The organism is Paenibacillus sp. HJGM_3, from assembly GCF_045062745.1.
Taxonomy (GTDB): Bacteria; Bacillota; Bacilli; order Paenibacillales; family NBRC-103111; genus Paenibacillus_AA.
Genome location: NZ_JBJGED010000022.1, coordinates 109,096 through 133,347 on the forward strand (window position 1 = coordinate 109,096; position 24,252 = coordinate 133,347).

General features: G+C 58.2%; 20 protein-coding genes. 17 read left to right on the forward strand and 3 right to left on the reverse strand.

Translation table 11 applies throughout. The features are described 5' to 3' along the window. Positions 1–6 precede the first annotated feature (6 nt). From ACI5FR_RS22615 to ACI5FR_RS22655, 9 genes are all read left to right on the forward strand, one after another. Positions 7–3,000: an extracellular solute-binding protein gene (locus tag ACI5FR_RS22615; RefSeq protein ID WP_405458535.1), complete on the forward strand. Its 2,994-nt coding sequence runs from the start codon at positions 7–9 to the stop codon at positions 2,998–3,000. Beyond that, a complete protein-coding gene (locus tag ACI5FR_RS22620) occupies positions 2,990–3,973 on the forward strand; it encodes a carbohydrate ABC transporter permease (RefSeq protein ID WP_405458537.1) in 984 nt (327 codons plus the stop codon). The genes ACI5FR_RS22615 and ACI5FR_RS22620 overlap by 11 nt, the downstream gene beginning before the upstream one ends. After that, a complete protein-coding gene (locus ACI5FR_RS22625; RefSeq protein WP_405458540.1) occupies positions 3,973–4,884 on the forward strand; it encodes a carbohydrate ABC transporter permease in 912 nt (303 codons plus the stop codon). Before ACI5FR_RS22620 ends, ACI5FR_RS22625 begins: the two co-directional genes overlap by 1 nt. Positions 4,885–4,909: 25 nt before the next feature. Then, positions 4,910–7,063 carry a YIP1 family protein gene (locus ACI5FR_RS22630; protein WP_405458542.1) on the forward strand — a complete coding sequence of 718 codons (2,154 nt, stop codon included), beginning with the start codon at positions 4,910–4,912 and terminating at the stop codon, positions 7,061–7,063. Next, positions 7,060–9,306 (forward strand): DUF5696 domain-containing protein, encoded by a 2,247-nt coding sequence (locus ACI5FR_RS22635; protein WP_405458543.1) that lies wholly within the window; start codon positions 7,060–7,062, stop codon positions 9,304–9,306. The genes ACI5FR_RS22630 and ACI5FR_RS22635 overlap by 4 nt, the downstream gene beginning before the upstream one ends. Then, positions 9,303–10,175 (forward strand): carbohydrate ABC transporter permease, encoded by an 873-nt coding sequence (locus ACI5FR_RS22640; protein WP_405458545.1) that lies wholly within the window; start codon positions 9,303–9,305, stop codon positions 10,173–10,175. Before ACI5FR_RS22635 ends, ACI5FR_RS22640 begins: the two co-directional genes overlap by 4 nt. Positions 10,176–10,191: 16 nt before the next feature. After that, positions 10,192–11,160, forward strand: a complete 969-nt coding sequence (locus ACI5FR_RS22645) for a carbohydrate ABC transporter permease (RefSeq protein ID WP_405458546.1) — start codon at positions 10,192–10,194, stop codon at positions 11,158–11,160. 107 nt (positions 11,161–11,267) lie between these two features. Then, the gene (locus tag ACI5FR_RS22650; RefSeq protein WP_405458549.1) at positions 11,268–11,984 is read left to right on the forward strand and encodes a response regulator; all 717 of its coding nucleotides are present in this window, start codon (positions 11,268–11,270) and stop codon (positions 11,982–11,984) included. Further along, positions 11,981–13,363: a sensor histidine kinase gene (locus tag ACI5FR_RS22655; protein WP_405458551.1), complete on the forward strand. Its 1,383-nt coding sequence runs from the start codon at positions 11,981–11,983 to the stop codon at positions 13,361–13,363. Before ACI5FR_RS22650 ends, ACI5FR_RS22655 begins: the two co-directional genes overlap by 4 nt. Before the next feature lie 735 nt (positions 13,364–14,098). On the opposite strand, the gene ACI5FR_RS22660 is transcribed toward ACI5FR_RS22655, so the two are convergent. Next, positions 14,099–14,890: a class I SAM-dependent methyltransferase gene (locus ACI5FR_RS22660; RefSeq protein WP_405458553.1), complete on the reverse strand. Its 792-nt coding sequence runs from the start codon at positions 14,888–14,890 to the stop codon at positions 14,099–14,101. 147 nt (positions 14,891–15,037) lie between these two features. Between ACI5FR_RS22660 and ACI5FR_RS22665 the strand changes: the two genes are divergently transcribed. From ACI5FR_RS22665 to ACI5FR_RS22700, 8 genes are all read left to right on the forward strand, one after another. Next, positions 15,038–15,346 carry a hypothetical protein gene (locus ACI5FR_RS22665; protein WP_405458556.1) on the forward strand — a complete coding sequence of 103 codons (309 nt, stop codon included), beginning with the start codon at positions 15,038–15,040 and terminating at the stop codon, positions 15,344–15,346. A 164-nt stretch (positions 15,347–15,510) separates the two neighbouring features. Next, entirely contained in the window at positions 15,511–16,605 is a 1,095-nt protein-coding gene (locus ACI5FR_RS22670; protein ID WP_405458558.1) for a GerAB/ArcD/ProY family transporter, read from the forward strand. Beyond that, positions 16,602–18,077, forward strand: coding sequence for a spore germination protein (locus tag ACI5FR_RS22675; protein ID WP_405458561.1), 1,476 nt, complete (start codon positions 16,602–16,604; stop codon positions 18,075–18,077). Before ACI5FR_RS22670 ends, ACI5FR_RS22675 begins: the two co-directional genes overlap by 4 nt. Positions 18,078–18,082: 5 nt before the next feature. After that, a complete protein-coding gene (locus ACI5FR_RS22680; protein ID WP_405458597.1) occupies positions 18,083–19,234 on the forward strand; it encodes a Ger(x)C family spore germination protein in 1,152 nt (383 codons plus the stop codon). Positions 19,235–19,379: 145 nt separating this feature from the next. Then, a complete protein-coding gene (locus ACI5FR_RS22685; protein WP_405458563.1) occupies positions 19,380–19,871 on the forward strand; it encodes an Lrp/AsnC family transcriptional regulator in 492 nt (163 codons plus the stop codon). 62 nt (positions 19,872–19,933) lie between these two features. Continuing rightward, complete coding sequence (locus ACI5FR_RS22690; protein WP_405458599.1) at positions 19,934–21,100, forward strand: aminotransferase class I/II-fold pyridoxal phosphate-dependent enzyme; 1,167 nt, start codon at positions 19,934–19,936, stop codon at positions 21,098–21,100. A gap of 195 nt (positions 21,101–21,295) precedes the next feature. After that, positions 21,296–21,565 carry an aspartyl-phosphate phosphatase Spo0E family protein gene (locus tag ACI5FR_RS22695; RefSeq protein ID WP_405458565.1) on the forward strand — a complete coding sequence of 90 codons (270 nt, stop codon included), beginning with the start codon at positions 21,296–21,298 and terminating at the stop codon, positions 21,563–21,565. 189 nt (positions 21,566–21,754) lie between these two features. Beyond that, positions 21,755–22,261, forward strand: coding sequence for a hypothetical protein (locus ACI5FR_RS22700; RefSeq protein ID WP_405458567.1), 507 nt, complete (start codon positions 21,755–21,757; stop codon positions 22,259–22,261). Positions 22,262–22,329: 68 nt separating this feature from the next. On the opposite strand, the gene ACI5FR_RS22705 is transcribed toward ACI5FR_RS22700, so the two are convergent. Beyond that, complete coding sequence (locus tag ACI5FR_RS22705) at positions 22,330–23,400, reverse strand: sensor histidine kinase (RefSeq protein WP_405458569.1); 1,071 nt, start codon at positions 23,398–23,400, stop codon at positions 22,330–22,332. Further along, complete coding sequence (locus ACI5FR_RS22710; RefSeq protein WP_405458571.1) at positions 23,397–24,068, reverse strand: response regulator transcription factor; 672 nt, start codon at positions 24,066–24,068, stop codon at positions 23,397–23,399. The genes ACI5FR_RS22705 and ACI5FR_RS22710 overlap by 4 nt, the downstream gene beginning before the upstream one ends. Between the last annotated feature and the right edge of the window lie 184 nt (positions 24,069–24,252).

Genomic DNA, 24,252 nt, shown 5'->3' on the forward strand with positions numbered 1-24,252 from the left:
ACACATATGAGCAGCAAATGGCCCCTTTGGCGGCCGGTCGCGATGCTGGCGATGGCCGCGGCCGTTCTCGTCTCGGGCAACAGCTACACGGCGCCGATCACGCCGGCCTTCGCAGCCGATCCTCCGGCAACGACGGCCGCCTCAGCCGACAAGCCGTCCCTCGCTCTCAATGACGAGCTAGGCCCTTACTACGGCGACGTGCTGGCCGACTGGCGGCAAAAAGGCTATAAGCCGGCCTCGCAAGCGGCCATCCGCATCCCGGGAACGGCGCTGACCGCGCAAGCGCCCCAAAAGCTGGCGGCCGAAGGCAGCTACGAAGGCAAATCCGGCGTTCTCGTCTGGAAGAGCGACCGGGACAATTGGATCGAATACGAAGTCGACATCGCCCAAGACGGCTTGTACGAAATGGCGCTCGCCTACCATCCGTACAACGAGGCGAACCAAGCGTCCACCCAGTCCGTGGGCCGGCAGCCGGCGGTGCTCGGGATGCAGATCGATGGCCAGTACCCGTTTCGCGAAGCGAGGGCATTGACCTTCCGGCGGAAATTCAAAGACGAGTTCCCGCTCAAGCAAGCGGCGAACGGCGACGACATCCGGCCGAGACCGGTTGAGCTGAAGCAATGGATGAATGAGCCGCTCATGGATGCGGCCGGCGGGTACAGCACCCCATTCCAGTGGTACCTGGGCAAAGGCAAGCACAAGCTGAGAATATCCGGTTCGACGCCGATCGTCATCGAGGCGCTTACGCTGAAGCCTCCGGCCTCGCTGCCGAACTACGAGCAGGCGAAGGCCGCGAGTAAGTCGAGCAATGCGAACCCGTCTGCAGCCGTACCGGTCATCCAGGCGGAGCAGGCATCGTGGAAAAACGACCTCGGCATCCAGATGGTCGCCAACCAAGACCCGCTAAGCCTCCCGAAGACGAGCGGCTACATCCGGTTCAACACGCTCGGGGGCGACCGGTGGGCGACGGGCGGCCAGTCCGCGGCGTGGACGTTCGAGGTGCCGGAGAGCGGCATGTACAAGATCGCCATGCGCTCGTTCCAGGGCTTCGCGTCGAACAAAGCGGTGTTCCGCACTATCGCGATCGACGGGAACGTCCCGTTCCAGGAGCTGCTCGAATACCGGTTCCCCTATTCGTTCAAATGGAAAGGCGCGGTACTCAGTCAGGAGAACGGAGAGGCATTTCAATTTTATCTCGAGAAGGGTACACACACGCTCAGCATGACGGCAACCGTCGGTCCGTTCCAGCCGATCATCGTGCAGGGCGAACGGGTGATTAACCTGTTGCGTCAGGTGGATGAAGAGATTCGAGCGATGAATGGCGGGCAGGTGGACAAAAACCGAACATGGAAGGTGGACGCCGAATTCCCCGAGCTGCCCAAGCAGCTGGAGGAAGCGAAGGCGCAGCTGACCCAGATGAAGGATATGATGCTGCAAGCGAACAAGGCGCGGGACAACACGGTGCAGACGATGGAGACGGCGCTGCAGGACTTGGCCGGCTACCTCAAGCATCCGAACGAAATTCCGTACCACATGGACGACATCTCCTCGATGATCGAACGCCTCGGCGGCATTCGGGAGGTACTGGTCCGCTCTCCGCTCCAGCTCGATCAGATCTATATCGAGCCGGCCGGCGGCTCGCTGCCGAAGATGGAAGCGAACCTTTGGCAGCGGGTCAGCGGATCGGTCCGTAATTTCATCTACTCGTTCATCCGCAAGGAAGATATCAACACGGTGGACGAAGACACGTTGAACGTATGGGTGAACCGCAGCCGCGACTACGTGAACTTGCTGCAGGAGCTCGTGAACGAATCGTTCACGCCGCAAACCGGAATCCGGGTTAAGGTGAATTTGCTGCCGAATGAGAATTTGCTCGTGCTCGCGAATGCGGCGGGATTGTCGCCGGACGTGGCACTGGGGCAGCCGCAGGACAAGTCGACGGACTTCGCGATGCGAAACGCACTGCTGGATCTGTCGCAGTTCCCGGACTTCCAGCAGGTGGCGAAGCAGTTCGCCCCGGGCGCGATGCTGCCGTTCTACTACAACCAGGGCTACTATGCCTTGCCGGAGACCCAGTCGTTCAAGGTGCTGTTCTACCGGAAGGATATTCTGAACCGGCTCCGCCTGACGATCCCGGACACGTGGACCGATGTGTACAACATGCTGCCTACCCTGCAGCAGAACGGATACAACTTCTATATGCCGCCGACGGACAGCCTGCCTTTCTTTTACCAAAACGGAGCGGAGTTTTTCAGTAAGGACGGCATGCGTTCGGCGATGAACGTGCCCGAGGCGTTTAAGGGGTTCAAGCAATGGACCGATCTGTTCAACATTTATGCGTTGGAAAAACAAGTACCGAACTTCTTCCAGCACTTCCGCAAGGGAGATTTCCCGATCGGGGTCGCCGACTACAACACTTACGTACAGCTGACCGTAGCGGCGCCGGAGCTGGCCGGCTGGTGGGGCATCGCCCCGATGCCGGGCACGAAGCAGGCCGACGGCACCGTAGCGCGCTGGGCGGCCGGCGGGCAGACGACCGGGTTCATCTACAAGTCTTCGAAGCATCCGAAGGAGTCGTGGGAATTCCTCAAGTGGCTCGTCTCCTCCGATACGCAGGTGCGGTACGGGACCGATCTGGAGGCGTTCAACGGCATCGCGTTCCGCTGGAGCACGGCCAACATCGATGCCTTCACGAAGCTGCCTTGGCCGAAGGACGATTTGAAGGTCATCCTGGAGCAGTGGCGTTGGTACAAGGAAATTCCGAACTTGCCCGGCTCTTATTTCTTGACGCGCGAACTGGGCAACGCCTGGAACCGGACCGTAGTGAACGGTATGAACGACCGGGAATCGCTCGAGGAAGCAATCGCCAATCTCGACAGGGAGATGGTGCGCAAGCAGCAGGAATTCGGCTTCGTGAACTCGGTGGGCGAAGTGCTGCGTACGCTCGATCTGCCGCAAGTGACTCAGCCTTGGGAAGGAGTGAACCCGTATGTCCGCTAATCATCTGACACAGCCGATTGACAGGCGGGAATCGGGCCGGGACTCGGAGCCGTTATCCGTCCGGATCACCCGGTTTCTGAAGCTGCTCTGGAAATACCGGCTCTCGTATGCGTTCATAGCTCCTTTCCTACTGTGCTTCATTGCGTTCATTCTAGTGCCGGTCCTGCTGGCGATCGCGCTCAGCTTCACGTATTTCAATGCGATCGAGTCCCCGCGATTCATCGGCTGGGACAACTTTCAATATTTGCTGTCGCAGGATCTGATTTTCCTGAAATACGCCCTGCCGAATACGATCAAGTTCGCGCTTATCGTCGGCCCGGGCGGGTACGCCGCGGCGTTCCTGCTCGCCTGGCTCATCTCGCAGCTGCCGGCGAAAGCCCGAACGTGGTACGCGCTCGCCATGTACACCCCGTCGCTCACGGCCGGGATCGCCATGAGCATCGTCTGGCTGCCGCTCTTGACCGGGGACCGGATCGGCTACTTGAACAGCTTCCTGCTGAACTGGGGCTTCATCGACGAACCGATCCTATGGGTTACGGACAAGGCGTATCTCATGAACTCGATGATCGTCGTTACGTTATGGTCCAGCATGGGGGTCGGCTTCCTCGCGATGCTCGCCGGCCTGCTCGGCGTGAACCAGGAGCTCTACGAGGCCGGCCGGCTGGACGGCATCAAGAGCAGGCTGCAGGAAATCTGGTACATCACGATTCCCTCGATGAAGCCGCAGATGCTGTTCGGCGCCGTGATGTCCATCGTAGGTACGTTCAAGGCAGGGGCAATCGGCCAGGAGCTGTCGGGCGTCTTCCCTACACCGGAGTATTCCGGGACGCTCCTGATCAGCCATATCCAAGACTACGGGGAAGTTCGATTCGAGATGGGCTACGCGGCCGCGGTGTCGGTGTTCCTGCTCGTCCTGATGTATCTCTCGAATCGGCTCGGCTTCCGGTTGTTCGGATCAAAGGGGGATGAATAATGGCCGCCATCATGAGAGGTTTGAAGAAGAACGCGGCGGCGATCCGGCTGCGGAGCCGGGCGGGGCTCAAGCGGACGACCGCCTTCGACAAGGTGCTGTACGTCTTCCTGACGCTGTTCGCGCTGTTCATGCTGCTGCCGATCGTCTACATCTTTAACCATGCGCTCAAGCCGTACAGCGAGCTGTTCGTGTACCCGCCGAACATTTTCGCCCGGAACCCGACGTTCCAGAGCTTCATCGAGCTCTTCGTCGTGACCAGTTCCTCCGTGGTGCCGGTCACACGGTACTTGTTCAATAGCGTGGTCGTTGCCGTGCTCGTAGTCACTGCGACGATCGTCGTAAGCACATTATGCGCCTATCCGATCTCCAAGCATAAATTCCCGGGGCATCGCGCGATGTTCGCGGTTATCCTGCTGTCGCTCATGTTCGCGTCCGAGACGGTGCAAATCCCGACCTACCTCGTCGTAGTGAACTTGCACCTGGTCGATACGTACTGGGGACATATCTTGCCGCACCTGGCGGCTCCGGTCAGCGTGTTCCTGATGAAGCAATTCATCGATCAAGTCCCGAACGAGCTCCTCGAGGCGGCCAAGGTAGACGGGGCAAGGGAGATCCGCATCTTCCTGCAGATCGTCATCCCGATCTGTATGCCGGCGGTGGCGACGATCGCCATTCTGTCGTTCCAGGGCACGTGGAACAACATCACCACCTCCTCGCTCTACATGCAGGATGAGGCGATGAAGACGTTCCCGTTCTTCCTGTCCACGCTGACGACCGGCTTGGTGAACACCGTCGCGCGTCAAGGAGCGGCTGCTGCGGCGGCGCTTATCCTGTTCATCCCGAATTTCGTGATCTTCCTGATGTTCCAGCGGAAAGTAATCGCGACGATGGCCCATTCCGGCATCAAATGACAGAAGTAGAAGGGAGGTGCAACCGATGAGTATATGTGAAAAGCGGCCCAAGCCGGGGCTTCGCACAATAGGGGCGGTCCTCCTCCTCGGCGCCTTGCTGCTGACTTCCTGGCCGGCGGGGGCGCGGGCCGAAACGAACTCGAAGGACAGCGACGGCCACATCATCTGGACGCAGCCGGCGTATTCCCCGATCGGAGTCGTAGGGGCGGGACTCAAGGCGCCGGACAAGAACAAGCCGGACACGCTGGTGCCGTCTCCGATGCTGACGCCGAAGGACGTGTTTCTTGACAGTCAGGACCATATCTACGTCGCGGATACGGGAAACAACCGACTGGTGGAGTTCGCTCCCGACGGCCAGTGGCTGCGGTTCCTGACCGTACCGGAGAGTCCGCTGAACAAGCCGGAGGGGGTGTTCGTGAGTCCGGAGGGCGACATCTACGTGGCGGACACCGGGAACAAGCGGGTCGTGCGGCTGACGCATGAAGGGAAGCTGGTGAAGGAATTCAAGCAGCCGCAGTCCAAGTTCATCCCCGCCGGCTATAAGTTCGATCCGATCCGCTTAGTCGTCGACAAGCGCGGGTTCCTGTACATCGCGACGCTGGGCGGCTATCAGGGCTTGCTCCAGCTCGATCCGGACGGCCAGTTCCAGAGCTTCTATGGAGCGAACGCAACGGAGCTGTCGGCGCTCGACAAGCTGAAGCGCAAGCTGTATACGAAGAAAATGTACGAGAACGAGACGAGCAAGCTGCCCGGGTCGATCAGCAGCGTGGCGGTAGACAAGGACGGGTTCATCTATACGACGACGTCCGGGAATATTAGCTCGAATCAGCTGAAGAAGCTCAACATACGCGGGCAAAACATGATCAAGAAGGATGACGCCGGCGCGTCTCGCACGTTCGGCGAGGTGCGGCCCTGGGAGCGCAGATTCGTCTCCGGCCAAGGCTACCAGAAGTCGCAGCTGATCGATGTCGCCATTGACCGGAACGGCAACATGACGACGATCGACAGCTCCTACAAAGTGATCAGCCAGTATGACGCGAACGGCAACCTGCTCTACTTCTGGGGGGGGCCTTCGCCGGACTCGACGACACAGCTCGGCCGGATGAAAAATCCGACCGCAATCGACTCGAATTCCCGGAACGACCTGTACATTCTCGACACACAGGAAGGGACGATTCAAGTGTTCCGCCTGTCGGAATTCGGGGCGCTCGTCAACGAAGCGAACCGGCTGACGCTGGAAGGGCGCTACGAGGAGAGCGAGAAGCCGTGGAAGGAAGTGCTGCGCCTGAACGTGTTCTTCACGCCGGCCCATCTCGGGCTGGGGAAAGCGGCATACAAGAAAGCGGACTACGAGCACGCGTTGCATTACTTCTACCTGGGCGGCAGCAAGTCCGGCTATTCGGACGCGTATTGGCAAATCCGGCTGAAGTGGTTCCAGTCGCACTTTTCCGCGCTCGCCACCAGTGTAGTCGCCGTATGCATCGGGTTCCTGCTGATCAACCGTTTCACCCGGAAGACGAAATGGAGATTGGCCTGGAAGGAGCGCACGCGTTCAACCCGGCCGATCGTCGTGCAGCTGAAGCAGATGTTCACGATCGTCCGCCATCCGATCGACGGCTTCACCGCGCTGCGGTATGAGAACAAGGGCAGTTATTGGAGCGCGCTCGCCATCCTGCTCCTCGTCTTCGGGTCCATTGCCGTTACGGCGGTGTACACGAGCTTTCCGTTCAATCCATGGAACCCCAATCGGTTGAACTTGCCGATGCTGTTCCTGCAATTCGCCGTCCTCTGGATCGGCTGGGTCGTCTCCAACTATTTCGTCAGCTCGATCTATCGAGGGGAAGGCCGGTTCCGGGACGTGTTCATCGCGAGCAGCTACGCGCTAGTGCCGCTCCTCTTCATCGGCATTCCGCTTGCGCTTCTCTCGAACGTCATGACGTTGTCGGAGGTGGCTATCTACAAAGATCTGTACAATGGGATGCTGATTTGGATCGCGCTTATGTTCTTCTGGAAAGTGCAGGCGCTGCAAAACTACACGGTCGGGGAGACAAGCGTCAACATCGCGTTCAGCGTCTTTGCCTTCGCGATGGTCGGGGTGCTGTTCATGACCACGTTCGGGATCTCGAGCGACCTGAAATCGTTCGTCTATGAAGTGTACCAGGAGGTGAGGCTGCGATGATAAGACGAATCCTGGCTCGCCTCCCGATACGCTGGATCGTAACCGTACTGATACTAGGCGGTGTGGCGGCGTTCGTCGCGACCCACTTGCAGATCGAGTCCATCGACCGGTCCACGGCCGCAGCGGCGGTCAATCCTCCGGGGGCGGACAAAATCAACCCGGGCCTCGAGGAGCTGCCGAGCGAGGCGAACTTTAAGACCGTGGGCGAGAATGAGAAATTCCGCCTGAAGCTCGACGCCAAGACGGCCCAGTTCCTCGTCGAGGATAAACGGGACGGCCGCATCTGGCGTTCCTACCCCGATCCGGCCCAATGGATGAGAGATACGACGACCGGGCTGTGGCGTACGCACCTGCGTTCGCCGATCATGTTCCAGTACATCGACCTGAATGGGAACAAGTCGCAGCCGAAGGAATCGAACCTGCTCGATCAGAAAGGGACGATCAAGGACCTGCAGACGTTCGACGGCGGGTTCCGCGTAACGTTCGAGATGCCGTCCGCCCAGCTGTCGATCCCGGTCGAGGTCAAGCTGGAGAAGGACAGCGTCACGACGCGGATCGTCGATGCCGGACTGAAGGAAGGCAATCTGAGCCTGCTGTGGGTGCGGCTGTATCCGTTCTTCGGGGCGGAGCGCTCCGAGGGGCAGGACGGCTACATGTTCATTCCGGACGGATCCGGCGCGCTCATCCAATACGATCCGACCAGCTCGAATGTGACCCGGATTTACCGGGAAGCGGTCTACGGAGACGATATCGCCTTCAAGACGACGACGCTCGACAACCCGCGCGAGCGCATGAGGATGCCGATCTTCGGGGCCAAGCAAGAGAATCGCAGCTTCCTGGCCGTGCTGGAGGATGGGGCGGAATTCGCCGAAGTGCTGGCTTCGCCATCCGGGGTTTTCAGCTCCTACAACTGGACGGCCGGCCAAGCGAACTATCGGGCCTCGTACAAGCAAGTGACGAACCGGGAGAAGAACCGCTCTTTTATTACGTACAACAAGAAAGACCGCTTCCACTCGGACCGGGTAACCCGCTATTTGCTGCTGGACGGCGCCAAATCGGATTATGTGGGCATGGCGGAGCGGTACCGGCAGTATCTCATGGAGACGTCGGGGGTCAAGAAGCTGCCGCCGAAGAGCACGTCGAAGGTGCCGATGGATGTGATCATTCTGGGCGCGGACACGGCCAAAGGGCTTATCAACAGCCGGTATTTGAAAGCTACGACGACGTCCGAAGCGATGCAGATGGTGCAGCGGTTGAACGGCCTCGGCATCGACAATATGCAAGTCCGGTATTGGGGCTGGCAGGAAGACGGAATCGGCGAGTCGGGCGGACTCACGAGCGTGGATCGACGGCTCGGCGGGGACCGCGGGATGAAGGAGTTCATCAAGTTCGCGGATATGTTCGACATCCCGGTCTATTTGCAGGCGGATTACATGTCCAACACGAACGGAGCGGGCGGTTTCTCCGAGAAGCGGCATGGCTTGCGGGACTTGGGCGGAACCCCGCTTGAGAACCTGGTCAGCCTGAAGTTCACCCAGGAGAAGATTATCGAGAAGGACATCGCCTATTTCAAAAGCTTGGGCGTTGCTGGGGTAGAGCTCGAAGGCCTCGGCCAAAGGCTTCAAAGCGACTTCAACGACCGGTACGGGTCGGCGCGGGACGAGAGCCGGGCGATCCAGCAATCGATCCTGCAGCGGTTCCGCGAGGAGGTCGGCAAGGTGATCACAACCCGATCCAATATGTACGCCGCGCCATACTCGGACTCGATCGCCAACCTCAGCTCGGAGTATTCGAAGGACTTATTTACGAAAGCGGGCATTCCCTTCATCCAGATCGTCCTGCATGGACTCGTTCCGTATACGGCGAATCCGTCCAATGAACGGGATCAGTTCCGCCAGGGCTTCCTGCAAGCGATCGAGCAAGGGGCGAATCCGAGCTACATCTTCACAAGCGCCGCGTCGGAGGAGCTGAAATACGCCGAGCATATGTTCCTCTATAGTCCGGCTTATCGGGATTGGGAGGAGACGGCGGTGAAGGAGTACCAGATGTGGAACGAGGCGCTGGGCGATGTACAGGACCAGTTTATCGTGGGCCACCGGATTGTGACCGATCAAGTGCGCGAGGTCACTTACGCGAACGGCAAGAAGATCGTCGTGAATTACGGCGTGACCCCCTATCCCTACGGAGATAAGACCGTGAAGCCGGAAGACTTTCTGATCGTGAAAGGGAGTGACAAGCGATGATCGGCTTGAAGCGCAAAATGAAAGCCACTACGATCCGCAAGCTCGAGGGTTCCTTGTTCATCGCTCCCTGGATCGCCGGGTTTCTGTTGTTCATGGTGTTTCCGCTTGGGTATTCGTTTTACATGAGCTTCCACCAGGTCAAGATACTGGCCACGGGGATCTCGACGAAATACCGGGGGCTGTACTACTACAAATACATTTTGTTCGAGAACGCGGATCTGCTGTACAACCTGCTCATCCCGTTCCTGCGCCAGGCGGTGCTCATGCTGCCGATCATCGTCGTGTTCTCGCTGCTTGTGGCGATCATGCTGAATCAGCGGTTTTGGGGGCGTACGTTTTTCCGCGCGGTGTTCTTCCTGCCGGTTATCTTCACGACCGGGCAGGTGGTGAACGAGTTTATCGTCCAGGGCGAAGGGAATCTCGATTTCTTGAGCCGCTACAACCTGGCGACACTGGTCGTGACCTACTTGCCGAGCACTTGGGCGACTCCGATCGTGCGGATTCTGGACTCCTTCGTGCTCATCCTATGGTACTCCGGGGTGCAGATTCTGATCTTCCTGGCCGGCCGCCAGACGATTCCGCCTTCGGTCTATGAAGCGGCCCGCATCGACGGAGCGAATCCATGGGAGACGTTCTGGAAAATCACCTTGCCTGCGATGCTGCCGTTCATCCTGCTAAACCTGATTTACACGACGGTCGACTTGTTCACATTTCCGGGCAACCCGATTTTGTCCCAAGTCAATACGTCGGAGTACGGTATGTCGAGCGCGCTTGCGTGGATTTATTTCGTCATCATCTTCGTGTTCTTAGGCATCGTCTATTTCTTGTTCAGCCGCGTCTTCCGCTCCATGCAAGCGGCACGGACGTAGAAAGGGGGCTCACGATATGGCCAAAATCATAACCGACCGCAAGAGCCCGGCGCTGGGTGTCGCCAAGCTGCGGGGAACGCTCACGAAAACCCGATACGTCGTGCTGGGCAAGGAAGCGGACAAAGGGCTGCTGTTCCGGCTGTTCCTGTATTTGCTGCTCATCGACATCGCGTACATCTACTTGAATCCGATCCTCTACATGATTACGACGATGGTCAAAAACGCGGGGGATCTGATCGATCCCTCCGTCAGCTGGGTGCCGCGTCAAGTGTTCACCGGAACGCTGAAGGATGCGTGGGCGAAGCTGCACTATCCGAAATGGTTCAGCATCAGCCTGACGCTTTCCGTCTCGGTAGCCGTGCTTCAGACGTTCAGCTGCGCCGTGGCGGGATATGCCTTCGCCCGGCTCGACTTCCCGTTCAAGAACTTCTGGTTCGTCTGCCTGCTGCTGACCTTCGTCGTGCCGCAGCAGGTGCTCATCCTGCCCGAGCTGCTCGCGGCGAGCCAGCTGCACATCATGAAGACGTACTACCCGATCATCGCCCCGGCCTTGTTCGGGCATGGCCTGAAGGGCGCGCTGTTCGTCATTATCTACCGGCAGTTCTTCTCCACGCAGCCGAAGGAGCTCGAGGAGGCGGCGCGGATCGACGGGGCGGGCGTGTTCCGCGTCTTCCTGCGCGTCATGCTGCCGCTGTCGAGGCCGGCCATCCTCGTCGTGTTCCTGTTCTCCTTCGTCTGGACATGGAACGACTACTACACGCCGAGCATGTTCCTGCTCGGGGCGAAGGATGTTCCGCTGTCGATGGGCGTCTCCCAGATCAACGCGGCGATCACGCAGCAGGCCGCGCAGACAGGTCCGTCGCTGTTCGACGAGCCGCTGAAGATGGCGGGCTCGTTCCTCATCATCCTGCCTCCGCTCATCCTGTACTTGTTCGCGCAGCGATGGTTCGTCGAGAGCGTAGAGCGGACCGGGCTGGTGGAATAAGGCGGAAGCCGGCTTTCGACATTTTCCGGACGGCCGGCGCGGGATTGGCAGGAATTCGGTCCCCGCTGACAGAATGAGTTGGGATACAGCAGCAGGAGGGGACCGTCATGCGAATTTTAATCGTAGAAGACGAGCCGAAAATAAGGGAAGTGCTGATCGCCTATTTTGCCAAGGAAGGCTGGGAGACCGACTTCACGCCGAACGGGCATGAAGCGGTCTCCAAGTTCGATTATAGCCAGCACGACTTGATCATCCTCGACTTGATGCTCGAGGGGCTTCCGGGAGAGGACGTCTGCCGGCTCATCCGCGAGAAGTCAAGCGTGCCGATTATCATGCTCACCTCGAGAGCGAGGGAATCCGATACGATCCGCGGCCTGAATCTGGGCGCCGACGATTATATCGTGAAGCCGTTCCGGGCGAAGGAGCTGGTCGCGCGCATCTATGCCCTGATGCGCCGGGTCGGGCCGGATAAGTCGGGCGGGTCCGACTCGGGCGTGCTGCCGTACAACCGCGGACAGCTCATTATCAAGCCGGAGGAGAAGGACGCGACCGTCCAGGGTCACCGCGCGGGACTGACCGCGACCGAATACAAGCTGCTGTCGGTGCTTAGCGCCGAGCCGAACAAGGTGTTCAGCCGCTCCGACCTGAGCTACAAGGTGCAGGGCTACCGCTACCAGGGAGACGGACGCGCGATCGATGCACATGTGAAAAATTTGCGTAAAAAAATCGAGCCGGACCCGAACTCTCCCGTGTACATCGTCACCGTCGTAGGACTCGGCTACAAATTCGCATTCGCCCCGGACGTTCAGGAAGAAGCGCCATGACCAGAATGCTGCGGCTGCTGCGGAAGATGAACGTCATCTTGTTCCTGGCCTTCCTTACGTTCTCCACCGTCTTCATCGTTCTCCTCGTCTTGCTCTACAACATGAATTGGAATCAGCTGTTCGACAGCTTCAAGTCGCGGGACCTGGAGAAGACCGCCTTCCTGCTCATCGACGACATGAGGCGGGAGCATATCGGCGCGGGACCGCTGCAGGACAGCCAGCAGGAATGGCTGAAACGAAGAGCGATCCTATACGGCGTGCTGCTCCGGTACGAGAGCAAGGACCGCAAGGAAGCGTGGCTCGATACGTTCGCGAAGGCGGACCGGGAGCCGGGCGACGACGTGAGGCGGGAGACGCCCTATGTACTGAACGGCGACGTGCAAGGGACGATCGTACTGTCGAACATGGCGCAGAAGGGCGAGCTCGATCCGGCGTTCCAGGGCTTCCAGGACATGGTCCGCTCCAGGACGAAGCTGCTGATCGGAGCCGTGGTGGCGGCCGCCATCGTGTTCAGCCTGCTCATCTCCCGCAAGCTCTCGCAGCCTCTTCAGCACGTCTACTCGATGGCGACGCAGATCGGGGAAGGCAAGCGGGATGTGCGCATCGCGGTCCGAGGGCCGGAAGAAGTGCGCCAGCTGGCCATCACGCTGAACGACATGACCGCGGAGCTGAAGCGGCAGGAGGATTGGCGGCATCACCTGATGGAGGATTTCATGCATGAGCTGAGGACGCCGCTCACCTCGATCCTGTCGCAGGTCGAGGCGATCGTGGACGGGCTGTTCGAGCCGGACAACGAGCGGCTGCAGGACATCTATGACGAGATGGTGCGCTTGTCGCGGCTCGTCAACGACCTGGAGCGGCTGTCGGAAGCGGAAGCCGCGCGGTTCACGATGAACGTCCGGAGGACGAACATGACCGAGCTCGTACGGCGGGTGTACAACAACTACAAGGCGCTCGCGCGGGAGAAAGGTATTCGGCTGCTGTTCGAGCCGACGAACGTGCCGTGCTACGCCGAGGTCGACCGGGACAAAATCGTCCAGGTCGTGACCAATCTCGTGCTGAACGCGATCAAATATACATCCGGCGGCGGCACCGTCAAGCTCGTGGTAGATTGGTCGGAAGATTCGACCTTCGTGATGTGCGAGGACACGGGCATCGGCATCCAGGCCGACGACCTGCCCTACATCTTCAACCGCCTGTACCGGGCGGACAAATCGCGCTCCCGCTTCAGCGGCGGCGTCGGGCTCGGCCTGAGCATCGCGAAGGCGCTCGTCGAGGCGCATCACGGCGCGATCTCGGCGGTGAGCCGGGTCGGCCACGGCTCGCGCTTCACCGTGCAGCTGCCGAATGTGTACACGGCGTTTGGGGAGCGGGAGTAGCGGCTCTTTCCGGGCCCCGCGGATTATTAACGTACGAAGCCCTGGCCATTGGCCGGGGCTTTTTTGCGCGCTGCGGGGCAGCGGGGGGTTCGCTCGACGAGAGTGGGGAAAACTCAGATTGTTGAGAAAGGAGTAGTGTTTCATCGGTTGCTGCAAATCTTTGAATTCCGATTGAACTTGGGCATATGGCGAGCTGTAGTTCCATTTCGCCTAATTGCACGAGGGCAGCTTGACTCCGATGGAGTTCTAATTCGATTTTGTCGAATTGGAGCTCCCTATTGGAGCCCTAGCTCCGTCAGAATGCGTTCTAAATAGGCAAAATCGAGTTGCATCCCCATGAGCGTTTCGGTTGCGTCTCCCAAGTCGGCAAAATCGAATTACACGAAACTCCCCCGGCATCCTTGAGGTTTTCGGGTAGAAAACGTACTCGCTCGTTGTAAGGCTAAATTTACAAATAAGCAGGGGAACTTGACTAAAATCCCGCCATTTTAGCGGATTTCGCCCGTTTGTAAGGCTAACCTTCGTTAATAGTCAAGTACACAGTACTATTAACGAAGGTTAGCCTTACAATACAACTCCATTCGGCCCAAACAGGTCATACCTTGTTAGGGGATTAGGCTTATTTGTAAGTTTTGCCTTACAAGATGGACGGCAAGATGGCGATCCAATGCTGATAATACGCTTTTGAAACGCCGACAGCCGTCAGGATCGTCCTGACGGCTGTAGGTGTTCCGGCTACAAACGCCGTGCAACGAGGGTGAACGTCTTCGGGATCCCCTTGTCGAATACGTCCGACGAGGCGTTCGGCTCCTCCTCCAGCCGCTCGACGTGGAGGCCGGAGCTCGCGACGCCGGTGACGATCTCGCCGAGCGTCCATTTGCGCAGCTTCACCTTCGGAAGCGAAGCACCCTCGGAGCCTGGGACGAACTTGGCGTAGGCGACCTCGGTTTCTTCGATCGAAGCGTCGAAGTAGTCCCCCGTCACCTTGTGCTTGCGGATGTTGGCCGTCGTGCCGCGCGATTGGATCAGCTTGGTGGAAACCGGGTGGAAATCCTGCAGGATGAGCTTGCCCCCCGGCTTCAGCAGCCGAACGACCGTCGCCATAAGCGGAGCGAGGTCGAGAAAATAGTGAAGGATGCCGAATTCCATCAGCACGAAATCGTAATCGCCGGTCAGCTCCTCGGCGGGCAGCTCCAGCACGTCTGCGACGACGTAACGGATCGGGACCCCGGCCGCCTCGGCGAGCCGGCTGGCATAGCGGGCATTCGCGGCCGAGAAGTCGACGATCGTCACAGAGGCGCCGAGCAGCGCCATCGGGACCGCTTTGCCGCCGTGCGAGCCGAGCAGGTTCGCGACCTTCTTGCCGCGCAAGTCGCCCATGTGCCCGGCGAAAGAGCGGATCCGGGCGCCCGGATCCGCCTTCATGCGAGCCGCCGCTTCTTCGGGGGTGCCGAAGCGGGCGACCCAGGCTTCGTATGCATGCCGGTTCCAGGCTTGCTCATTGTGGAGGTTCAATTCTTTTTGCATCAGAGGCGTGGTCTCCCTCGCAAAATAGCATCAGAGTGTAAGTGACCCCATTATAACGAAAATAAAATAAGATGTATAATGACTTGCATTAAAATTCGCAATTATGCATAATTATAAGAGAGTACCTTTCAAGCGAGGTGATGTGTGATGGTCATTCATTTCGATAACCGCCTTCCCGATCCGATGAAGCTGGCCGATCTCCTCCAGCAAAGCGGATCGGCAGCTCCAGAACGGTTCCCGGATCGAACCCCTGATACGATGCGGGTCATCGCGGCCTACGATTGCGAGCAATTGATCGGGTTCGGGAGCTGGGACTCGGAGAACGGGAGCCTGACAGAAGGATCGCTTCCGGACACCATTGTCGTGCTTCCGCAGTACCAGGAACGCAGCCCGATCGACATGACGATCTCCAAGCTGCTGCATGCGAGGAAGTACAGTCGTCCCGGCCTTTTATAACAGATTCAGAACCTATAGTGAGCTGGCCTATTGCCTTACAAGGCATTCGGGTCGGCTCTTTTTTGCGTTTGCCCATGGATGCCGGTTACATACATTAGGCCTCCCATGGAAAACCTATCCGGGATCATGTGTGCCCTAGAAGATTACAGGAGGAGGTGCCGGCTATGTATCGGGTCAAAACTATAACCGCGCTGCAAATGTACTTTATCCTGACGCTCTCCATCGGCATTTCCAACCATGTAATATTAATCCCCGTCTTGCTGCAAGTGGCGAAACGAGATGCATGGATCGGGGCGTCGGCGGCGCTTGTCCCTGTCCTGTTGTGGTCCAGTCTTATCTATGTCATTACAAAGCGCAAAGGGGGCCGTAAGCTGACGGATTGGGTGAAGGAGCAAGCCGGAACCGTTACTTCCAAGGTATTCATGCTGGTAATGGCGGTCTATTGCTTGCTGAACGCGATCGTCTCCTTAAGGGATACGATTACCTGGACGAAAGTCACCTACTTGCCCGCTACGCCAAAGTCCGTATCTGGAGTCATGTTCATGTTGCTTTGCTGCATCGGAGCGAGACTTGGGATCCGGGCGATCGGCATTACTTCCGGGCTGCTGCTGCCTCTGGTTGTCGTGCTTGGCTACTTTGTCATGACGGCCAATATCAAATATAAGGACTATTCCCTGCTGTCCCCTCTCTTTACGCACGGCTACTCTCCCATGCTGCAATCCGCACTTTACACCATAGGAGGGCTGAGCGAGCTGGTATTCATATTGATTCTGCAGCACCATCTGTCCACTCCGGTCCGCTATAGAGGCTTGCTCGTGATGCCAGTCATTCTGATCGGGCTAACGGTCGGTCCCTTGACCGGGGCTATCGCCATGTTCGGTCCGTTCGAGGCGGCGGACTTGCGCTTCCCCGCGTTCGAGCAATGGCGGATGGTGACACTCGGGAAGTTCATCTCCCACCTTGATTTTTTCTCCATCTACCAATGGTTCTCGGGATCGTTCGTTCGCATTTCGCTTATGTTGGCGCTCATTGTGGATCTCATGGGCATTGAACGGCCACGAAGCAAAACGTTTTTTTTGATCGGGCTTTCCTTGCTGACCACGGCGGTCGCGTTAATTCCAATCAGCGATATGACCTTTTTGCGTCAATTGACTACCTGGTATTTTCCGTCGTCGCTTGGCTGGAATCTGTTCGTCACATTGCTGCTCCTCATCCTGGCGTTCCTGCCCGGTAAGCGAAAGGAGGTCAAGACCGGATGAGAGATATAACGCTTCCCGAATTCAATGAACAGGCACTGCGCAATATGTTCGCCAATTCGGCCGATGTCGTCATTGAATCATACGTTTATGGCCGTGAGGACAACCCTATACCGGTCCTGCTTATGTACTGCGAGGGATTGGCCGATGCGAAGCGCATCAACGAGCAGGTGCTTCCCCATCTCCATGCGATGCTGGAACGGCTGGCCGTCTTCGATTCCGACAGCTTGAACCAAAGCAAGACGCTGCAGCTTCATCCGATGGCGGGTCCGAATCTGATGGAATCGATCATGCTTAGGGTGTATGGTGGGGAACTGGTCCTCTTCTTCACCGAGGCGGGGCTGGTGTATGCCTTAAACCTCGCCAATCCCCCCAACCGCACTCCGGAAGAATCCAGCACGGAAGTGTCCGTTAAAGGACCGCGCGACGCGTTCACGGAAGATGTGACCAGCAATGTGGCTCTGATCCGCAAACGGATGAAAACCTCTTCCCTATGCTGTGAGAAATTCGTGATCGGCGAGCGCAGCCATACGACCGTCGCGATGCTGTACATCGAGGATATTGCGCAGCCCGAGGTCGTAGAAGAAGCCAGACGAAGGCTGACCGTCTTGGACGTCGACGGCTTGCTAAGCAGCGCGCAGCTGGAGGAAGCGATGGCCGACCGAGCATTCTCCTTGTTTCCACTAATCGGCTACGTCGGCCGGCCCGATTATGTGGCCGACAGTTTGTTAAGAGGCCGGTTTGCCGTTCTCGTGGACGGATCGCCGATGGCGGTGATGGCGCCTACCAATCTGTTGGAAATTCTCAAGTCGCCGGAAGACGTGCATCTGCCTTTCTATTATGTGGCGTTGGAACGGGTACTGCGCTTGTTCGGCATGTGCGTCGCCCTGTTCCTTCCGGGGTTCTGGATCGCGGTGTCGGGCTTCAATCTGGACCAAATTCCGTTTCCACTGCTCGCAACGATCTCTTCCGCCCGAATCGGGCTTCCGTTATCCGGTCCGATGGACTTCTTCCTTATGCTCGTCCTGTTCGAGCTGTTCCGAGAAGCGGGTTTGCGGCTGCCCAAGGCGGTCGGTCAGACGGTTGCGGTCGTGGGCGGCCTGATCATAGGGGATGCCGCGATCAGTGCGGGCATTACGGGTCCCGTCACCCTTGTTGTCGCCGCCCTCTCCACGATGTCCATGTTCACCTTGATCAGCCAATCGCTTGCCGGGAGCATTACTGTCCTGCGGTTCCTCATCCTGGTCGTCTGCTTCATGTTCGGGATGTATGGGTTCATGTTATCCGTCGTCGGGCTCGCGCTGTACTTGTCTACGCTCGAATCGTTCGGGGTCCCGTATCTCACTCCCTTGTCTCCGCCCAAATTCCGAGAAATGGCGGCTGGCGTGTTGGCCATCCCTTGGAAGAAGCAAAAGCGGCGGCCTTCCTTCCTACATCCGGAGGACCCCACACGGAAAGGCGGGGAATCCCATTGAAGCGCATGGTGCGCCTGCTGGCGATCCTGTTCCCGCTACTGCTCGTCCTTAGCGGATGTTGGGACTTGAAGTCGATTGCGAATACGGATTATTTCACGGCACTCGGGTTCGATTACAAGGACGACCAGTATGTGATATACGCCCAAATGCTCGATTTCTCCAAAGTGGCCAAACAGGAAGGAGGCAAGCCTAGCCGGGCCGGGGGCGTCTGGACCGGGCGTGCGGAGGGGAGGACGATGTCGGACGCGATCGACAGCCTGTTCAAGACGGCCCAACAGAGAGTGTTTTATGGCCACATCTCTGCCATCGTGTTCACGGAGAATGCCCTGAAGCACGGCATTCACTCCTATTTGGACGGGCTCATCCGGTTCAGGGAGACTCGCTACACGCAATGGGTGTACGGAACGAAGGAGCCGATAGATCAAGTGTTCTCCGTGACGCCCTTCTTCAACCTCTCGCCGCTCGCTTCCATTCTGCATACACCGATCGAGACGTATATCCAGCAGTCCGACATCCGCCCCCTGCGGTTGTTCAAAGTTGTAACCGAGCTGCGGGAGCCCGGACAAACGCTGCTTCTCCCTTCCCTCGAAATTGTGGAGGATCAGTGGAAAAAAGACGAACGCGCGGACCCGAAGCTCGCCACGGGAGGCGTCTTCGCGATCAAAGACGGGAGCTTGCAAGGGTGGCTCGATTACAAGAAGCTGGTGGGCGTGCGCTGGGTCGAGCAAAGCTCGGTACACGCTTCCGTGACCATCGAGCAAAATGGCAAACCGGCAGCGAACATCTCCATCCGAAACATGAAGGCCAAGATAGTGCCCCATGCGAACGGCAACAAGGCGGGTTTCTCCATTCGGTTCACATGTAAAGCCGCCATTAACGCGCTCCTGCAGCCGATCGACGAGGAATCGATCAGACAGGAGACGGCCCGGGAAATTCGCACCCAGCTGGAGCAAACGTTCCAAGCCGGGAAGAAGCAATCGATCGATGTTTACACACTGGAGCACGTCCTGTACCATGACGCCTTTCCGGCCTGGAGCCGGCTGACCTCGAACGGCAGTATGCCGCTGCGTGACTACTCGCTCGATTCCGTGGAGATCGAGGTCAAGCTTGTCCATTCGGGTATGTTCAAGAATAAGGAAGAAGGGCGGCAATATTGACAACCCTTGGGGCGTGGCGAAGCGCCCCTTTCTCTTTATGGGGTTTCCCTTTGCATGGAACTGGGTTTGATGTATGATGGAGGATATCGCCTCAACTTGCAAGGCGCGCCGTATTCGATCTTTAGAGAATGGGGAGGGTGACCGGATGAACGAATTGAAGCATAAAATTCTGGAGCTGCTCAAGGAGGATGCCCGTCGCGGCGTCGATATCATCGCCACGATGCTGGACGTTTCTCAACAGGCGGTCATGGATTCGATCGACGAGATGGAAGCGGATCACGTGATCGTGAAGTACGCGACGATCGTCAATTGGAGCAAGGTCGACGAGGAGAAGGTGACGGCGCTGATCGAAGTCCAGATTACGCCGGAACGGGGCCGAGGGTTCGATGCGATCGCCGAGCGGGTGTATCTGTACCCGGAGGTGAAGTCCGTCTACCTCATGTCCGGCGCGTACGACCTGTTGGTCGAGGTAGAAGGCAAGAATTTGAAGGAAGTCGCCGCGTTCGTCTCCAACAAGCTGTCGCCGATCGAGAGCGTTCTGTCGACGAAGACGCATTTCATCCTTAAAAAATACAAGCAGGACGGCATCATCTTCGAGGAACACGTCGATGATCACCGGATGCAGATTTCACCATAAAGGAAGCGATGGCCATGATCAATCAGGACGAACTGCGGCCGGGAACGGCTGCTTCCAAGTCGATGAGCGACTATTTGTCGCCGGTTGTCCGCGATATTCCTCCATCGGGGATCCGCAAATTTTTTGATCTCGTGAGCGGGAGCAAGGACATTATCTCTCTAGGGGTGGGCGAGCCCGACTTCGTCACGCCGTGGCGCATCCGCGAAGCCTGCGTGTATTCGCTCGACCGGGGGCGTACCGCCTATACGCCGAACGCCGGGATGCCGGAGCTGCGCGAAGCGATCGCGGAGTACCTGCACCGTCAATTCGCCGTCGCCTATGAGCCGAAGGACGAGATTATCGTCACGATCGGCGGCAGCGAAGCGATCGACCTGGCCCTGCGCGCACTGATCTCCCCCGGGGACGAGATCCTGGTGCCGGAGCCGTGCTACATCTCCTATTCGCCGATTACGACGATCACCGGAGGTGTCCCGGTCGGCATCGAGACGTTCGCGAAGGACGATTTCAAGCTGACGGCCGAGTCCCTCCGCGCCAAGATCACGCCGAAGTCCAAGGTGCTCATCCTGTGCTACCCGAGCAACCCGACCGGCGGTATCATGACGCGCGAGGATTGGGTGCCAATCGCGAAGGTCGTCGAGGAGAACGATCTGATCGTCATCTCCGACGAGATCTATGCCGAGCTCACGTACGGCTCGAAGCATGTCAGCTTCGCTTCCTTACCGGGCATGAAGGACCGGACCATCCTCGTGAGCGGCTTCTCCAAGGCGTTCGCCATGACCGGCTGGCGGATGGGCTATGCGTGCGGCCACCGAGAGCTGATCGCCGCTATGCTCAAGATTCATCAGTACACGGTCATGTGCGCGCCCGTCATGGGGCAAGTGGCCGCCTACGCGGCGCTGACCAGCGGCATGGAAGAGATGGAGCGCATGGTTGAGGCTTATAACCAGCGGCGCCGGCTTGTCGTCCGGGGCTTTCGCGAGATCGGCCTGGAGTGCCATGAGCCGAAAGGCGCGTTTTATGCGTTCCCGTCTGTCGAATCGACAGGCTTGACCTCGGAGGAATTTTGTCAGCGGCTGTTGTATGAAGGCAAGGTCGCGGCGGTTCCCGGACACGTATTCGGACAAGGCGGAGAAGGCTACATCCGTTGTTCTTATGCGACTTCTACGTCTCAGCTGACCGAAGCGCTCGACCGCATCGGAAGCTTCGTCGACAAAATCAGAGTGGGATAACTGGCGAATTTTGCAATGGATAGTACATTAGGCACTCCCTCAATCGGGCAAATTCTGGTATATTGGACTTAGCTGCACGTCAGCTTGCCCGGGGCCCCCGCAAAGGTAAAGGAAAATGCTGCGTATGTACACGTCGCTTTGTGGGGTTTCTTCACGATCTTTGTCTAAAAGATTGAAGCGGGAGGAGGGATTTCTATGTATTATGAAACAAACATGGTTCGGTTATCCCAGCCCACGCTAGTCCGGGAGCCTTCCCAGCCGATTCGATGGTCGTACCAGGTGAAGAAGTTGGCCTCCAAGCCCGCGGAGCCGGAACGCAGATCGCTCGAAGAAGAAATTGTCGATCTGCGCAGGTCCATGGAGCAGGCGTTCATGGAGAATCAGTCCCTGACCGCTGAGATTGTCGTCGAGATCAGCCGGAAGCTGGATGAGAAAATCAACGAATACATGCGCCAGTCCAAGTAGACCGCGCTGCTCAGCACGAACCCATGCCCGTTTTCGCTTGCCGGCGAAGACGGGCTTTTATTGTTGCATTCGGCCGCTGCGGTGGAAGATTCCTCACGTTTTCCCGCCGGTGTCCGATATGATATGATAGGGTTGATAGTTGGAAGAGAGAGATTCAACCGGAGACGAGCCTGAGGGGAGAAACGGATCATGTGGAAGAAAAAAATTTCGCTTGCCCTTGTACTGATGATGGTCGTAGGCCTGCTGGCCGGCTGTGGCGGACCGAAATCGGACGTGCCGGTATTCGTCATGTTTCCCGAGAATTCGCCGTTTAACAAAAGCGAGGAGATGGAAGCGTCCCTCAAGGAGAAGGTGGGCGAGCAGCCTACCGTGGAAGTATTCGTCAGCCCGATGTTCAATATGGACAAGCTGATCGTAGAGCTGGCGGCCGGAGAGAACGGACTGTTCGTCGTGCCGAAGCAGCAGTTCGACGCGTTCGCGAGCCAGGAGGGCTACATCAGCCTGGACGATACGTTCAAGAAGGCGGATTACCCGGCCGGGGTGTACAAGGATGTGCTGTACGGCGTGCCGGTCACGAACACGAAGTGGCTGAAGGATCTCGGCTACAAGGGCGGCGAAGTCATGGCGTTCGTCCCGTTCCGTGCGAAGGACAAGGAGAAATCGAAGCAAGTGTTGAAGGCGATTATGGAGAAATAGCAGGCGCCTGCCTATAGGGTCACCGTCTCGGGAATCGGGGCGGTGGCCCGTTTGGTTTCACGGCGGCATTACGAATCCGCCCTGGTATAGAGCGTGCGGATTTTCGGAAAATGGACGGTAACCCGCGTATAGACGCCCTCCTGCGACTCGATCGAGAGGTCGTGCCCTAGCTTGAGCGCCATTTGCTTGGCCAAGTACAGTCCCATCCCCGTCGACTTGGCGTGGGTGCGTCCATTGGACCCGGTGAAGCCTTTGTCGAACACGCGGTGCAGGTCCTGAGGCGCAATGCCGATCCCGGTATCCTGCACGATCAGCCTCCGCTCCCGGGCGTCTTCCTCGAAGCGGACGGAGAGCTCGCCGCCTGCTTCCGTATATTTGACCCCGTTCGAGAGGAGCTGGTCGAGGATATACCCGAGCCATTTGGCGTCGCTGTAGACACGCTTCGGCTCCTCCTCCATCCGGAACCGGATGCGCTTGGTGATGAACAGCTTGGCCGCCTTCTTCACACTCTCTTTCACGATGGACCCTAGCTCGATCTCCGTGATCAGATAATCTCTCGAGAACGAGTCGATGCGGGAGTAGTAGAGTGCTTGTTCGACGTAATGGTCGATCTTGTCCAGCTCGTCTTCGAGCTTGTCCACGATATAGTCGACCGACTTGCCCCCGCTGTGCAGCAGGACGAGCCGGCTGGCGGCGATCGGGAGCTTGACTTCATGAATCCAGGACATAATAAAATCTTGATGGCTGCGCTTCTCCTGCATCAGCTGGCCGAGCTTCTCCGCATGATCGCGCTGAAGCTGGTTCAGCAGCTCGAGGTATACCGCTTGACCGGCGGTCTGCGGTTCCGGCAGGGCAGGGATGACGGTCGCAGCCGTGCCGGCACCTGCGGCGGGGGGATGGGTCAAATGTCGGATTACCGCTTCCAGCTCCCGATAGAACGGCCGCCGGTAGAAGTAGCCCGCCGCGAGATAGACGATGGCGGCGAACAAGACGCCCGCGTTCGCATACGCGATGTTGCTAAGCGTTGCGGACGATTCCCGGGTGCCGCTCACGTACATGAGCAGCGATTCGAACATCAGAACCAACATCGTAAAGAGGAGAAAGAACCGCTTGTCCCATACATAACGATAGAAGCTCATGGAATGATATACCCTTGTCCTTTCCGTGTCTCGATGAAGCCGAGCTTGCCGAGCTCGTCCATCTTTTTGCGCAGCCGGGTCATATTGACGGTGAGCGTATTGTCGTCAACGAAGCTCTCGTCCTCCCAGAGGCTGCGCATGAGCTTATCCCGGCTGACGATCGTACCGTGCTGGCGCAGCAGGATGCCCAATATTTTGAACTCGTTCTTCGTCAGCTCGATCTTCTGTTCCCCGCACAAGGCGGTGCCGTCCCGCAAATTCAGCACGACGCCGTTATGCTCCAGCACGTCGGAGCTGATCTCCATGTACGAGTAGGCGCGCCGGAGCAAGGCGTTGATCTTGGCCATCAGCACGTCGGGATAGAACGGCTTCTGGATGTAATCGTCGCCACCCATGTTCATCGCCATGATCATATCCATCGGGGTCGTCCGCGAGGAGACGAAGATCATCGGCACTTGAGACAATTGACGGATTTGCCGGCACCAATAGAACCCGTCGAAGGCGGGCAAGTTCACATCCATCAGCACGAGCTGCGGCTCTTCCCTCACGAACGTCTGCAGCACCTGCTCGAAGTCTTGGGCCAGCACAGGGGTGAAGCCCCATTTCTGTACGGTTTCGCCGACCAGTTCGGCAATGGTGCGCTCGTCTTCCACGATCATGATTTTCATCCGTCATGTCCTCCTATCGGCCGGAGTCCGGATCCGATTAGCATTGGCGTGATGCTCCTATTGTAAACGATATCCGGGGCGGGCAGGTTACAATGTTGTAAGGTTGCCGCCGTAACTTGTAAGCCTGTTCAATGGCCGGCCTGCAGGTGAGAAGGTACGATAGAGCCAGAACGAAGGCATGTAG

What these genes read in the sequence shown, in the direction of transcription:
- ACI5FR_RS22615 (WP_405458535.1), top strand. Translation starts at nt 7, where the DNA reads ATGAGCAGCAAATGGCCCCTTTGGCGGCCGGTCGCGATGCTGGCGATG.
- ACI5FR_RS22620 (WP_405458537.1), top strand. Translation starts at nt 2,990, where the DNA reads ATGTCCGCTAATCATCTGACACAGCCGATTGACAGGCGGGAATCGGGC.
- ACI5FR_RS22625 (WP_405458540.1), top strand. Translation starts at nt 3,973, where the DNA reads ATGGCCGCCATCATGAGAGGTTTGAAGAAGAACGCGGCGGCGATCCGG.
- ACI5FR_RS22630 (WP_405458542.1), top strand. Translation starts at nt 4,910, where the DNA reads ATGAGTATATGTGAAAAGCGGCCCAAGCCGGGGCTTCGCACAATAGGG.
- ACI5FR_RS22635 (WP_405458543.1), top strand. Translation starts at nt 7,060, where the DNA reads ATGATAAGACGAATCCTGGCTCGCCTCCCGATACGCTGGATCGTAACC.
- ACI5FR_RS22640 (WP_405458545.1), top strand. Translation starts at nt 9,303, where the DNA reads ATGATCGGCTTGAAGCGCAAAATGAAAGCCACTACGATCCGCAAGCTC.
- ACI5FR_RS22645 (WP_405458546.1), top strand. Translation starts at nt 10,192, where the DNA reads ATGGCCAAAATCATAACCGACCGCAAGAGCCCGGCGCTGGGTGTCGCC.
- ACI5FR_RS22650 (WP_405458549.1), top strand. Translation starts at nt 11,268, where the DNA reads ATGCGAATTTTAATCGTAGAAGACGAGCCGAAAATAAGGGAAGTGCTG.
- ACI5FR_RS22655 (WP_405458551.1), top strand. Translation starts at nt 11,981, where the DNA reads ATGACCAGAATGCTGCGGCTGCTGCGGAAGATGAACGTCATCTTGTTC.
- ACI5FR_RS22660 (WP_405458553.1), bottom strand. Translation starts at nt 14,890, where the DNA reads ATGCAAAAAGAATTGAACCTCCACAATGAGCAAGCCTGGAACCGGCAT.
- ACI5FR_RS22665 (WP_405458556.1), top strand. Translation starts at nt 15,038, where the DNA reads ATGGTCATTCATTTCGATAACCGCCTTCCCGATCCGATGAAGCTGGCC.
- ACI5FR_RS22670 (WP_405458558.1), top strand. Translation starts at nt 15,511, where the DNA reads ATGTATCGGGTCAAAACTATAACCGCGCTGCAAATGTACTTTATCCTG.
- ACI5FR_RS22675 (WP_405458561.1), top strand. Translation starts at nt 16,602, where the DNA reads ATGAGAGATATAACGCTTCCCGAATTCAATGAACAGGCACTGCGCAAT.
- ACI5FR_RS22680 (WP_405458597.1), top strand. Translation starts at nt 18,083, where the DNA reads ATGGTGCGCCTGCTGGCGATCCTGTTCCCGCTACTGCTCGTCCTTAGC.
- ACI5FR_RS22685 (WP_405458563.1), top strand. Translation starts at nt 19,380, where the DNA reads ATGAACGAATTGAAGCATAAAATTCTGGAGCTGCTCAAGGAGGATGCC.
- ACI5FR_RS22690 (WP_405458599.1), top strand. Translation starts at nt 19,934, where the DNA reads ATGAGCGACTATTTGTCGCCGGTTGTCCGCGATATTCCTCCATCGGGG.
- ACI5FR_RS22695 (WP_405458565.1), top strand. Translation starts at nt 21,296, where the DNA reads ATGTATTATGAAACAAACATGGTTCGGTTATCCCAGCCCACGCTAGTC.
- ACI5FR_RS22700 (WP_405458567.1), top strand. Translation starts at nt 21,755, where the DNA reads ATGTGGAAGAAAAAAATTTCGCTTGCCCTTGTACTGATGATGGTCGTA.
- ACI5FR_RS22705 (WP_405458569.1), bottom strand. Translation starts at nt 23,400, where the DNA reads ATGAGCTTCTATCGTTATGTATGGGACAAGCGGTTCTTTCTCCTCTTT.
- ACI5FR_RS22710 (WP_405458571.1), bottom strand. Translation starts at nt 24,068, where the DNA reads ATGAAAATCATGATCGTGGAAGACGAGCGCACCATTGCCGAACTGGTC.